The organism is Bilifractor porci (assembly GCF_009696005.1).
In the GTDB taxonomy this organism is placed as follows: Bacteria; Bacillota; Clostridia; order Lachnospirales; family Lachnospiraceae; genus Bilifractor; species Bilifractor porci.
The window spans coordinates 1-12,460 of record NZ_VUMV01000009.1 but is presented as its reverse complement, the minus strand read 5'-3'; the positions used below and the strand labels follow the sequence as shown (position 1 = coordinate 12,460).

Sequence of the window (12,460 nt, the reverse complement as noted above, 5' to 3'; positions counted from 1 at the left end):
ATTTCTTCCCTTTTTTGCCATCTCTTTACACAGTTTCCGGTTCCGCTGCCTTCTCCGCAGGCTTCCTGTTATTTCTCCAGATAATACCCAGTCCCTTTAACAGCAGACTGTCGTCAACGGTAATCCGGTGACGGCAGTAGGGTGCCAGAATCCGCCCCATTCCTCCTGTGGCAAGAATCGTCGGGGAGACGCCAAGTTCTTCCTCGAACCGGTCCAGTATTCCGTCTATCGCCCCGGCTGATCCGTACACAATTCCCGCGCGCATGGCATTTACCGTATCCTTGGCAATCGCCCTGTCCGGCCTGGAAAAATCGACAGCGGGAAGAAGGGAAGTATCCTTTACAAGCGCCTGCAGAGAGGTTCCGGGACCCGGGAGAATGACCCCGCCAAGATAGACCCCTTCCGCCGACACAACCGTCATGGTCGTTGCGGTGCCGATGTCGATCACCACAGCCGGCAGCGGGTAATTGTGTACGGCCGCAACCGCTGTTGCGAGAAGATCCCCCGCAATCTGGTCGGCAGTCAGGCCGTTCATATCCAGGGCAAGGCCGGTTTCCACTCCCTGTCCCAGCACAAGGGGACGTTTTCCGGTAAGAATCCGCACTGCCTCCGCCACTACATCCGTTAACTCCGGTACAACAGAAGACAGAATGCTTCCGTCGAAAGAAACGGCTTCTTCCCTCTCCATCTGGAGCACCTGGCGGATTCCGGCCGCATACTCATGGGAGGTCTGCTGCCGGTCTGTCGTCATCTGCACTCTTTTTACCGTTTCATTCTTTTCATTCAAACACCCCAGAACCATGTGGGTATTCCCGATATCTATTGCCAGAATCATTTTTTTCCTCATATCAATAATCACGCAGGTGATCCAACCGCATCTGCGCCGACGCGGCGGTTCTTCTGCAAGTCCCGGCACCTCGACAGGATAAATTCCTTCTCTGCTGCCAGCCGGACGAAATAGCAAAGGAGGGACACCGAAGAGAATATTCCCTTATGCGTCCCTCTATCATCTACTGTTACTTCTCTGTTCTTTTTACTTTCAGCCTGCCGCCTTTGCCGGCTCCAGCTTTACCGCGCGGAAAATACGCATCACCACCGGTGTAAGCGCGACGTTAATTCCAAACTCCACAAGGAAATTCAAGCCGATAAACGTCGTGAGGAAAACCAGGAGCAGATTGCTGCCGGTTCCCAGCGCATCCTGGATCAAGCTTCTGAAGATGGTAAGACATCCCACGCTGAAGATCCCCGTATTCACAACCGGGGCAATGACAGCTGCCATAACCACACCGAAGTAAAAACTGACTTTCCGAAACAGACAGAAAAAAGCACCTGCTGCCAGACCCGCCGCAATACCTTTCAGCAGACAGATCAGGATTGTGGCTGCCGGCTGATACTCCAGCATGGCAGTAGAAAAAGCGCCTGCCGCTCCCGTCAGAACCTGTATGGACACCACGGCTCCGAATACCGTTCCCAGGACAGCTCCTCCCAGCGGGCCGTACATAATGGCTCCTATAATAATAGGAAGCATTGTCAGCGTCACTGTAAACGGCCCCAGCGGTATGACGACCGCCGCCTGCAGGATAATGACAATAGCTGTTAATACAGCCAGTACAGCGAGTTTCTGCGTGTTACCTTGTTTCTTATTCATTTTTATACCTCCTGCTGCTGTTCCGGGTCAATCCCGAATATAGCGCAGGATTATTATAACGCATAGGGATACCTGTGACAAGAATCAGAATTCATCCTCGCAGAGAATCCGCCACTGCGTCCGCCAGCAGCCCGAGATCCTCCTCCTGATTCTCTCCCAGATGAGACGCCACAGTAACCCTTTCATTGAGCACCGTAATGGTTTTCATTTCTTCATCCAGGAACCGGTACATCAGATCCCCGGACCGAATCGCCCAGGAACCGTTTTCGATCAGTGCAAATACTCTGTTCTGCACATTCAGCGCCTTCATATCCTCCAGGAAATTCAACATCGGCGGAAAGATTCCCAGATTGTAGGTGCAGGAAGCAAGGATCACATGGCTGACGCGGAACACCTCCGCAATCAGATAGGACACATGGGTGCTGGAAACATCAAACAGAGACACATTCCGGATTCCTTCTTCCGCCAGCTTTGCCGCGATTGCCTGAGCCGCCTGCTCGGTATTTCCGTACATGGAGGCATACACGATCATGACGCCCTTGACTTCCGGTTCATAGGAAGCCCAGTGAGTGTATTTGTCCAGCAGGTAGTCCAGATTGTTCCTCCAGACCAGCCCGTGAAGCGGACAGATAAACTTTATCTGATCCAGAACCGGCGCCGCCTTGTTCAGCAGCTTCCGGATATGCGGACCGTATTTTCCGACAATATTCGTCAGATACCGACGGTTGGAGTCGATCCAGTCCCTGTCATAATCCACCTCGTCATTAAACAGTTTTCCATCCAGCGCCTTGAAAGATCCGAAGGCGTCCGCGGAAAACAGTGCTCCGTTTGTCAGATCCAGTGTGACCATCGCCTCTGGCCAGTGCACCATAGGAGCCTCCAGATACGTAACCGTATGCTCTCCGAAACAGGTCTTGTCTCCTTCTTTTACCGTTATTGTTTTATGTCCGTCGGCATGAAAGCCGAACTGCTTCATCAGCATAAAACCTTTTTCTGTACTGATAATTTCCGCTTTCGGGTAACGGTTCAGCACCACCTGAAGAGAAGCGGCATGGTCCGGCTCCCAGTGGTTGACCACAACCGTGTCCAGTTCCCTTCCATCCAGGACGAATTCCAGATTTTCCATCATCTGACGGCACCCGTCCCAGTCCACCGTATCAAACATCACCGCTTTCTTGTCCAGCAGCAGATAGGAGTTATAGCTGACTCCCTCCGGGATAGGATGAATGTTTTCAAACAGCGTCAGCCTGTGGTCATTGGCGCCGATCCAGTATAAATTATCTGTCACCTTTCTAACAATATGCATGTGAGACCTCCTGTCTGGTATTGCATCTTTTCCTCTGATAATCTGTCATCTTGTTCTTCTCAGTATTGTTCTCGTTTTCCCCTGCTTTTTCCGGGTTATTTTCCTGTCCCTGCTTTTTCTTTCTCCGGGACTTCTGCCCCTGCCCTTTCATCTGATAAGTAATAAGGTGCTAAGGTACGTATCCGGCCGGAACTGCGGCTGAAAAAAGCCGCAGCATTCATGCTTCCTGGAAATGCGCCTTCGGCTCCGCGCACTCCGGACATACCCAATCGTCCGGAAGTTTCTCGAACGGTGTCCCCGGCGCGATATCCGCAGACGGATCTCCCTTTACCGGATCGTATTCATACCCGCATCCGTCACAAACCATCATTTTGTAAGACGGTTTCTCCTTCTTCGGCTCTGCCCGTCTGATTCTCTTCATGGGCGGCGCCGGTTTCTTGGCTCCCGTATCCAGGGCTTTTGCAAGCAGCGGAAGGATTTCCTTTACATCTCCGACAATGCCGTAATCGCAGTTTTTGAAAATCGGAGCATTGGCATTGTTGTTGACCGCTACGATTGTAGAAGCGTCAATAATTCCCTTCAGATGCTGCACCGCCCCGGAGATGCCGCAGGCGATATACAGATTTCCGCGGAATTTCTGTCCGGACATCCCTACATAACGGTCCATCGGAACATACTGGAGCGTCTCCGCAACCGGACGCGAGGATCCGATCGCGGCACCGGCAGCCTCCGCAAGATCACGGATCAGCTTCATATTTCCTTTATCGCCGATTCCACGGCCGGCAGAGACGACTCTTTCCGCCTTGCTGATCGGGGTATCCGCCGGAATTCCGACCGTAAAATCATAGCCGTCCGCCTTCAGGTTCTCCACCAGGGCATCTACCCTTTCCTGGGCGGTGCCTTTCTTGAAAATCTGTTTTTTACGCGGGCCGGTAATCCCGGCGCTTTCTGCCTGTACAGCCCCCGCGCTCTCCTTTTTCGGCGGTTTTCCCAGCAGATGTCCGGAAATAACCACACGCATAATTTCATTTGTTCCCTCATAGATCTGGGTAATCTTGGCGTCGCGGTACATCCGCTCTACATCCATTCCCCGCAGATAGCCGTTCCCGCCGTAAATCTGGACAGCTTCTTCAGAAATCCGGACAGCGGCATCCGAAGCGTATTGCTTTGCCATAGCCGCTTCCATGCCGTAGGGTTCCCCGTTCTGCTTCAGCTCTGCCGCGCTGTAGACAAGCATTCTGGCCGCCCGGATGCGCGTAGCCATATCCGCGATCTTAAAACCGATAGCCTGCTGGAAGGCAATCGGCTTATGAAACTGAACTCGCTCCTTTGCGTAGTTCATACAGCTTTCATAAGCTCCCTGCGCAATTCCAAGCGCCTGCGAGGCAATTCCGATTCTGCCTCCGTCCAGCGTTGCCATGGCAATGCGGAATCCCGCGCCTTCTTTGCCGAGCAGATTCTCTTTCGGCACTTTAACATCCTGGAAAATCAGCTGGGCGGTGGCGGAAGAACGGATTCCCATCTTGTCATAGTGGTCGCCGAAGGTAAAGCCTTCCCAGCCCTTCTCTACGATGAATGCGCTGATACCCTTTGTGCCGATACCCGGCGTCGTGACCGCAAAAATCACATAGGTGTCAGCCTCTCCGCCGTTTGTAATAAAAATTTTCTCTCCATTCAGGATATAAAAATCTCCGTCCCGGACAGCCGTAGTCTCAGTTCCTCCGGCATCCGAACCCGCGTTCGATTCGGTAAGGCCGAAGGCTCCAAGCTTCTCTCCTTTTGCCAGAGGAACCAGATACTTCATCTTCTGTTCCTCTGTCCCGAAGGCATAAATCGGCCAGCTTCCCAGCGAGACATGAGCCGAAAGAATTACCGCTGTTCCGGCATCCACCCGCGCAAGCTCTTCCACTGCAATGGAATAGGTCAGAATGTCTTTGCCGGCTCCGCCGTATTTCACTGGATAAGGAAGTCCCATCCAGCCGTTATCCGCCATTCTTCTGACCACATCTCCGGGAAAATGGTTTTCCCTGTCCCACTGGAACGCATAAGGCTTAATCTCCGCTTCCGCAAATGCCCTGATTTCTTCGCGGAATTTTTCATGTGTCTCCGTACATTTGAATTGCATAGCAGTCCTCCTTTTCCAATCAGCTTTTTACTTTTCGTTCGTGGCTATTCCTTGAGATCCGGATTACCGTGCAGAAGATCATAGATGGTATAGCGGCTCAGCTCCCTGTCGATCTTTTTCTGAATTTTCAAAAGTCCCTCCTGCACCTGGCAGGAGCAGTTTTTTTTATCCTTCCAGTCACACCGGTATCCCGGTGTGAGACATTTTCTGAGCTCGGACCTGTTTTCCAAAATTCCCATCAGGTCCAGCAGCGTAAACTGACGCAGATCTCCAATCAGCCTGCTGCCGCCGTGTACGCCGCTTGTGCTTGAGACAATTCCCGCATCCCTGAGTTTTCCCAGAATTTTATAGGCAAACTTCAGAGGTATGTTTTCCTCTTCACAAAGCACTTTCACAGAATGTACCTGCCCGTCTTCCAGCGCACGTATGATTCGGATTGCATAATCTGTTTCATTTGTAATCATAGTTCCCTGCCACTTCTGATATGCACATCTTCGCAAAGGTCTTTTGATAGTATCAATATATAATTATTGACTTTTTTAGTCAACAATTCAGCAGGAAATAAATCATTTTTTACGGAACGCATAATTTTTTCAATAGAAAACAGTGCAGAATGAATAAAAAAACCGCCTCGCTGATCCTGGAACGAGGCGGAATACTTATATTCATTTGGACTTGCTTAACTGGCCATGCTTGTTGAATCCGGATCCAGTCTGGCGATAATATCTTCCTGGATATCCGGAGAAAGATCAAGGAAATTCACAAATGTCCCATGAATTCGCATGATGTAAACACCACTGGGCGCATATTTTTTCGGATTTGCAAGAACTTTTCTCAACATCTCCGGCGTTGTCACATTTACATAAAGGTAAAACGGCGAAAGTTTGTCATTTTTCGGATTGTAAAAGAGCGGATTGATAATCTTATCCCGAAACTCTTTCCCCTTTCCTTCATACGTCGGTTCTTTAAAGTAGTTAGGATTAATGCCCAGATGGGAAGCATATCCACCGTTGAATGTTTCAAACGGGATCTTCATATTTGACAGCATCCGGAAACCCAGTCCCTGTGTTGCATCCCCAAAGAGCGGATCCACACCATAATTCAGTTCTTCTCTTGCTTTTCTGCCATCCGGTGTTGCACCGACCCAGTATCCGTAGAGCAGATGCGTAGACGGTGACGACCAATCCGCACGGAACGGATTTCCAAGGTAATTTTTCTCGCTATCTACAATATCACTGACACGTTTTGCAATCTCGGCCGCCTCATTGTCTACCAACGGAATATTGTTTCCAAATTTCGGCGCAGTCAGCAGATACTGGTGCATCTCCTCGTCATTCTCAAAATTAGTGCGAAGTGCTTCTACCATCCTGTCTGCATCCTGCGGTCTTTCTCTGACAAGCATATCAATGGCCACAAAGGAATCTGCTACAACTGACAATCCGTGAATCAGGCATCCGCTTCCATTATACCTGGTGCCCTGGCGCTTTGTATCACGGCAGTCAATTCCACTTTCCACTCCGCCCATCATTGTTGAGAGAAACGGAACCTGCAGAAGTCCTATCGCCTCGGAAGCGGCATTGGCGCAGGCAACCATACGGTCTGTGTATTTCTGTACATTCTTATAAAAAAGATTACGAATATCCTTCAGGACCTCAAGCTTGCTGTGGTATCCGTTTTCCTCATCAGAAGGCCCGAATCTTCTGCCGGTTAACTCAGAAACTCCTCCGTTAACGGACAGTTCCAATATTTTCCCCAAATTGAGCCAGCTGTTTGTTGTATTTCCATTGTCCTTTCCCATGATCAATGGCTCCTGACATCCGGCAACTGCAATATCCTCCAGGTCTTCCTTTTTCACGTGGTTGCGTTCACTCTCAATTTTCTGAACGGAATCATCATTAAAGAGTGAAGGTGTAAGACAGCCTGGTGTAAAGAAAAATTTGCCCATCTCTCTATAAAGCTCTTCCGGCGTATTTTTATGGAGCTTTGCTGATAAGATTGGCTGCGGAAGATTCATATCGTAATAGGCATCCATCAGCGCGTAAGAAGACATATTCGTCAGATCCTCACCGTTCACAGACTTCCCACTGATCAAAAGGTTCTGTGAGATAGCCCAGCTGCGATCCGCCACGTTGAAAAACACCAGCAGATGTTTAAAAAGCGCTGCCGTCATTTCTCTGTCTGTACCCTCTGCCTGACGATATGGTTCAAAAATCCGATCTGCATTGCCGACGGAAAAGGCATAAGGATTCGGTGTCTGTTCCAGACACATTGTCTGCCAGATAAGTATGAAAGACTGAATTGCCTCAAACAAATTTTCTGCTCCGTTTTCAGGGACTTTCGCGAGGGTGTCGGCCATCAGCTTGAACCGGGCACGATCCGCCTCTGTCCCTGCATTCCCTACCTTTTCTTCTGCCAGCAAACGATATCTTCTGGCCAGAGTCAGACAAGCTTCAAGCGAAATATCCATTGCTTCGAAATATATTTTTTTAGAATCATCCGTCTCTTTTTCTTTGTTTGCGCGAATCTGCTTTCTGATACCGCTGATACCATGTTTCAGCATCGGACGAACATCCGGGATCAGATGTCCGCTTACCTGTTCCACAAAAAAGATCGCTTCATCCATCAATCCATCACCCATATCGTATGCGTGACGAAGCGTATCGGCAAATTTCGTGTGATTATTATATTCCCTCAGATCATTGATTCTTTCCTGCGTGATGTCCCCAATCGGATCGATGTCACCGAAAACAGCAACCGGATCGCAGTATCCCTTAAAAGAATCCACTTTAAAAGCCGGATTAATCAGTGCGTAAGATCTGGCAAATGCATCGTCCTGCGTACCGGCAAACAGACAATAATCGCTGATCCAAAGTGGCAGCTGTTCTGCCACCTTCACCTGTGTCTTCGCGATACGGATGCAGTCCGGCTCGTTTGCGAATAAGCTGTCACAACTGCGCTGAATCTCTTTGGCCAGAAACCATCCTTCCAAATGATTGATCCCGCGTTCTTCCTGAAATCTTTTCTTGGCCAGATCTGTAATCTGATCGGCGTTTACAATCTTTTCTATTTCCATATGCTCTCCTTTCGACTACAATTGTAATCTTCATATAAAACTTCTAATACACTTCTTGCTCCCTGCATGGCAAACAGATCTGCCGACGGCTCATCCTGATTAGGTTTTTTCGTATCGAAGTCCTTTTGCCTCAATTTGTTCCTGAAATGCCTGCACTTCATCTGCTGTCACCCGCGCCTTTTGATCCATCCTGTAGTTCCAGCCGCATTCCTCCCATTTCTTTTTCCCATACTCGTGATATTTAAGGACTTCAAAAGATATATTCTTATTTCCGATCTCACTAAAAAAGTCAAGAAAATCCTTTATATCTTCCGGGCTGTTGTTAAATCCACCTATAAGTGGAATTCTGATATGCACGTTCGGATGTTCTGCAGCCGCTTTTCTAATATTAGTCAGGATCTGCGCATTACCAATTCCTGTAACGCAACAATGTTTCTCCCCATTAATAAGCTTACAGTCCAGAATCAGCTGATCCACATAGGGAAAGAGCTCCGGAAGCCTGGCATGAGATGCGTTTGATTCGATCGCTGTATGAATTTTCTTTCTCTTCAGCTGTTTCAGCGTATCCATTAATTCCGCAAACTGCATTGTACATTCGCCGCCAGTAAAAGTAACTCCGCCCCCGTCGTAAAACATCATGCTGTTGGACTCGATATATTCTAAGAGTTCTTTAACAGACATTTCCTGACAGGAATAATAGATTCCCTTGCTGCGATGTTTTGAGATACACCCATGATCCGGGCAGCCGGAACATACCAGACGATCTAAAAAACAACCGCCGTCTTGTTCCGATACAGCACCATGTTCGCATAATGAGGGTACCAGCCACTGCGGATCTGTCATCAAAACTCCTTCTGCCAAAAGCCCTTCCGGGTTTGCGCACCATGGACACCGCATGTTACAGCCCTGCATATGTATGACCAACCGATTTCCCTGTCCATCCTGAGAATAATTAAAGCCCTTCTGAAAAATCTTCATGGACAATATTCCTCTTTTCGATCAATATTTCTGAGGTATACCTGTCTTGTTTCAATTGGCATTATATAGTAATACCAATTTAGGCGCAAGAGATTTTTATGAAAATTATTACTGAAAAACAAATAACTGTTTTTTACATTTTGCTGATATAGCAGGAAAAAATCTACATATAAACAGCCTGCATATTTGTTCATATTTTCTAAGTATTTCTTCTTGCAATCAAATTGGTATCCCTATATAATGCCAATCAAGATAAAAAATCAAAAAGAGGTAAAATATGAGAACTTATCTTGGAATCGATCTGGGAACTTCGAGCGTAAAATCTCTTCTGATGGACGAAGATGGCAAAATGATCGGAAGTGCCCAAAAAGAGTATGATATTATCAAGCCCGAACAGACATGGGCAGAACAGGACATGCACGTACTTTGGAAAGCTGTACAGGAAACCCTTCAGAAACTTTCATCCGAATGTACGGATCAGATAAAAAATCTGGACGGTATTAGTTATTCAGGACAGATGCACGGACTTGTTCCCCTGGATAAAAATGGAAAGCTGATCCGCAATGCAATTATATGGGCTGACCAGCGTTCTACAGATGCTATTCACACAATCTATCATATCATTCCCGCAGACGAGTACCGGAACATTACTTTGAATTCTATCAGCACCGGTTTTCTGGTCAGCTCCCTGATCTGGATGCGAATGAATGAGCCACAGAATTTTGAAAAAATAGACAAAGTTCTTCTTCCCAAAGATTACATACGCTATAGAATGACCGGAGAACTCGGGACAGACCTGTCGGACGCTTCGAGTACTCTTATTTTTGATAACGCCAAAATGGACTGGGCATGGAATTTAATTGACCGTCTCGGTTTAAAAAGGGAAATTTTCGTATCTGTTCATGAATCTTCAGAAATTGCAGGAAAAATTACAACAGCATGCGCTGCCGAAACAGGCCTTCCGGTCGGCACAAAAGTCACTTTTGGCGGTGGCGATACCATTGTTCAGGCAATCGGAAACGGTCTGGTAAGCTCGGGGACACTGATCTCCAATATCGGAACTGCCAGTCAGTTAGTCACCATTTCCGACCATGCTTTCTATGATCCCAAATTCCGCACCAACACTTTCTGTTATTCACAAAGAGGGACATGGCTCATCATGGGGGCAAACCTGAGCGGAGGTGTCTCATTAAAATGGCTGAAAAACAACATACTGGGTATGGACAATTACGATCAGATGAATAAACTGGGAGAAAGTGCCCATCCTGGGAGCGATGGCCTTCTATTTTTGCCGTATCTCAGCGGAGAACGGACACCATGGAATGACCCCGATGCAAGAGGCATCTACTTTGGCCTAAACCTGAAGCATACGAAGGCAGATCTTATCCGGGCTACCATGGAAGGAATCATTTTTAACCAGAAAAATTCATTGGAAATCCTGAAAGACATGGGTATATCCTGCAATCGCATCCTTGCTTCAGGTGGCGGTGCCAGAGGATCTTTGTTCCGGCAGCTGGAAGCGGATATGTTTGGCTGTGAAGTATTCACGAATAAAATCAATGAGCAGGGCTGTATCGGCGCAGCAATTATTGCGGCGGTCGGCTGCGGTGCTTTTAAAGATTATAAAGAGGCTTGCGCACATATCGTACATTTCAGCGAGGAAGTAACTAAGCCGGATCCTGAAAGAATGAAACTGTATGACGAACGTTTTCAGATATTTCGCAGCCTGTATCCGATAAATCGTGATCTTATGCACCAAAACGCAAACATTCTCTGATTCCATCTATCAGGTTTGATGGCATGGACAGCTTTCAACTCCTTTTTCTGAAGGATACAAAAAATAAAGTAAAAAATACTGGTAGAGCCCTTATGGATAATTTATATGAAAACGTAAGAGAAAAAATCTGTGACCTCATCTATAACGGTGCATTCCCGGAAGGAAAACGAATTCCTGCTGAAAGGAACCTTTCCGAGCAGCTGGGTGTCAGCAGGGTAACCCTTCGAAAAGCTTTGGACATTCTCAGTGAAGACGGTCTAATCCGCAAGGACGCCGGAAGCGGTAACGTTGTACAAATGCCAAACCACGGGAATGCATTCGAGAGGGATATGGTTGTACTGATAGCTCCCGCTCAGAATTCATTTTTTTCAAGTTTTATCCGTAAATTCCAGGAATATGGGCAAAAAGAAGAATCCATGATTTTGTATGTGGAAAAGCCCCAAAAAGAAGATCTGGCCAACAGCCTGTATCGTCTTTATCGTAAAGGTCTGCGAAATGCAGTCGTCTGGCCGGACGATTGTTCTGTAGACCACAGTAAAATAAAACGCCTTCGTGCGATGGGTATGAATCTCGTTTTTTTTGATTCCGATCTGGGTCTGCCCTACGCAGACTGTGTTACACTGAACAACAATCTTGCTGTTAAAACACTTCTTACTGATGTTGCCAGAAAACATACATATAAAAAAATCACCTATATTGGATGGGATACCGAAGCCTTGTACAGTTGTCGAAGCAGGGAAAACGCTTTTCGAGAATCTTTTCCAGCAGGAAACGTCGTGCGGCTTTCCTGGGTGGACAGAAATAAATCGAGTGATATTCTGGCACGAGAATTATTTAATAAAATCGGAGAACCTGGAGAAATTATTTTTTATGGAAATCGCGAGTGCGGAATCGCAGCCGCTTATGCACTTGATCAGATGAAAAAAAGCGACAATATACTTGCAGGTATAGATGATATTCCTTCTATCGGTAAATTACATACTTTTGTATACAGGCAAAATCTCAATGAAATGGTTAGCCAGATCTTTAAATGCCTTGACTCTCAAATCCACGAAGGTGATACGTGGAAGGCTTCTGTGTATCCAATTGCCGGTCAGTTGATTGAAAAGCAGTGATGTTTTATTTAATTGATATTTGTTTTGAAGGAATATAAATTTAATTTGTTATCTGCGGACTTTCGAAAAAGAGAAGTCTGAAATTCTGGAAAACCAGATAATTTCAGACTTCTCTTTTTCTCTCATAAAAATACAGGGGATGAGAGAATCGAACTCCCACCAAAGGTTTTGGAGACCCCTATCATACCATTTGACCAATCCCCTAGTCATGAAGTTTATAAAAAAAAATGACGTCTCCGCCATTTTTTTCGTACCTTCAAAACTGCATATACTCTTTCCAAACGTCCCGCAATTCCATGAACCGCTCCACACCTCCGCCTCGCTTCTTCTGCTCCGCTTCCGCGCTTCCCTGATCTAGCCCTCGACCGATTAGTAACAGTCAGCTCCATGCATTGCTGCACTTCCACCTCTGCCCTATCTACCTCGTCGTCTTCAAGG

At 47.2% G+C, this 12,460-nt stretch carries 9 protein-coding genes, 1 tRNA gene and 1 rRNA gene; 2 read left to right on the top strand and 9 right to left on the bottom strand.

Annotated features, from left to right (window positions below; translation table 11 throughout):
* Positions 1–25: 25 nt before the first annotated feature.
* The 7 genes from FYJ60_RS10930 to FYJ60_RS10900 all read right to left on the bottom strand — a co-directional run bounded on the left by FYJ60_RS10930 (position 26) and on the right by FYJ60_RS10900 (position 9,130).
* Positions 26–835 (bottom strand): type III pantothenate kinase, encoded by an 810-nt coding sequence (locus tag FYJ60_RS10930; RefSeq protein WP_154458715.1) that lies wholly within the window; start codon positions 833–835, stop codon positions 26–28.
* 204 nt (positions 836–1,039) lie between these two features.
* Positions 1,040–1,648: an ECF transporter S component gene (locus FYJ60_RS10925; protein WP_154458714.1), complete on the bottom strand. Its 609-nt coding sequence runs from the start codon at positions 1,646–1,648 to the stop codon at positions 1,040–1,042.
* Positions 1,649–1,739: 91 nt separating this feature from the next.
* A complete protein-coding gene (locus tag FYJ60_RS10920) occupies positions 1,740–2,954 on the bottom strand; it encodes an FprA family A-type flavoprotein (RefSeq protein WP_154458713.1) in 1,215 nt (404 codons plus the stop codon).
* A gap of 217 nt (positions 2,955–3,171) precedes the next feature.
* Entirely contained in the window at positions 3,172–5,079 is a 1,908-nt protein-coding gene (locus tag FYJ60_RS10915) for an acyl-CoA dehydrogenase family protein (protein ID WP_154458712.1), read from the bottom strand.
* Positions 5,080–5,123: 44 nt separating this feature from the next.
* Positions 5,124–5,543 carry an RrF2 family transcriptional regulator gene (locus tag FYJ60_RS10910; protein ID WP_154458711.1) on the bottom strand — a complete coding sequence of 140 codons (420 nt, stop codon included), beginning with the start codon at positions 5,541–5,543 and terminating at the stop codon, positions 5,124–5,126.
* A 215-nt stretch (positions 5,544–5,758) separates the two neighbouring features.
* Positions 5,759–8,152 carry a pyruvate formate lyase family protein gene (locus tag FYJ60_RS10905; protein WP_154458710.1) on the bottom strand — a complete coding sequence of 798 codons (2,394 nt, stop codon included), beginning with the start codon at positions 8,150–8,152 and terminating at the stop codon, positions 5,759–5,761.
* A 99-nt stretch (positions 8,153–8,251) separates the two neighbouring features.
* Positions 8,252–9,130 carry a glycyl-radical enzyme activating protein gene (locus FYJ60_RS10900; protein ID WP_154458709.1) on the bottom strand — a complete coding sequence of 293 codons (879 nt, stop codon included), beginning with the start codon at positions 9,128–9,130 and terminating at the stop codon, positions 8,252–8,254.
* Between the two features lie 277 nt (positions 9,131–9,407).
* On the opposite strand from FYJ60_RS10900, the gene xylB reads away from it, so the two are divergent.
* Together xylB and FYJ60_RS10890 are read left to right on the top strand one after the other, a co-directional pair.
* Positions 9,408–10,907, top strand: coding sequence for a xylulokinase (gene xylB / locus FYJ60_RS10895; RefSeq protein WP_154458708.1), 1,500 nt, complete (start codon positions 9,408–9,410; stop codon positions 10,905–10,907).
* Positions 10,908–10,999: 92 nt separating this feature from the next.
* The gene (locus tag FYJ60_RS10890) at positions 11,000–12,022 is read left to right on the top strand and encodes a GntR family transcriptional regulator (protein WP_205839076.1); all 1,023 of its coding nucleotides are present in this window, start codon (positions 11,000–11,002) and stop codon (positions 12,020–12,022) included.
* A gap of 133 nt (positions 12,023–12,155) precedes the next feature.
* Here FYJ60_RS10890 and FYJ60_RS10885 read toward each other — a convergent pair.
* Positions 12,156–12,226, bottom strand: a tRNA-Trp gene (locus FYJ60_RS10885).
* A 145-nt stretch (positions 12,227–12,371) separates the two neighbouring features.
* Positions 12,372–12,460, bottom strand: a 23S ribosomal RNA gene (locus FYJ60_RS10880); the annotation flags it as partial.

Excerpts from the sequence above, each read along its gene's own strand:
- xylB (WP_154458708.1), top strand. The coding sequence starts at position 9,408 with ATGAGAACTTATCTTGGAATCGATCTGGGAACTTCGAGCGTAAAATCT.
- FYJ60_RS10930 (WP_154458715.1), bottom strand. The coding sequence starts at position 835 with ATGATTCTGGCAATAGATATCGGGAATACCCACATGGTTCTGGGGTGT.
- FYJ60_RS10890 (WP_205839076.1), top strand. The coding sequence starts at position 11,000 with ATGGATAATTTATATGAAAACGTAAGAGAAAAAATCTGTGACCTCATC.
- FYJ60_RS10905 (WP_154458710.1), bottom strand. The coding sequence starts at position 8,152 with ATGGAAATAGAAAAGATTGTAAACGCCGATCAGATTACAGATCTGGCC.
- FYJ60_RS10915 (WP_154458712.1), bottom strand. The coding sequence starts at position 5,079 with ATGCAATTCAAATGTACGGAGACACATGAAAAATTCCGCGAAGAAATC.
- FYJ60_RS10900 (WP_154458709.1), bottom strand. The coding sequence starts at position 9,130 with ATGAAGATTTTTCAGAAGGGCTTTAATTATTCTCAGGATGGACAGGGA.
- FYJ60_RS10920 (WP_154458713.1), bottom strand. The coding sequence starts at position 2,954 with ATGCATATTGTTAGAAAGGTGACAGATAATTTATACTGGATCGGCGCC.
- FYJ60_RS10910 (WP_154458711.1), bottom strand. The coding sequence starts at position 5,543 with ATGATTACAAATGAAACAGATTATGCAATCCGAATCATACGTGCGCTG.
- FYJ60_RS10925 (WP_154458714.1), bottom strand. The coding sequence starts at position 1,648 with ATGAATAAGAAACAAGGTAACACGCAGAAACTCGCTGTACTGGCTGTA.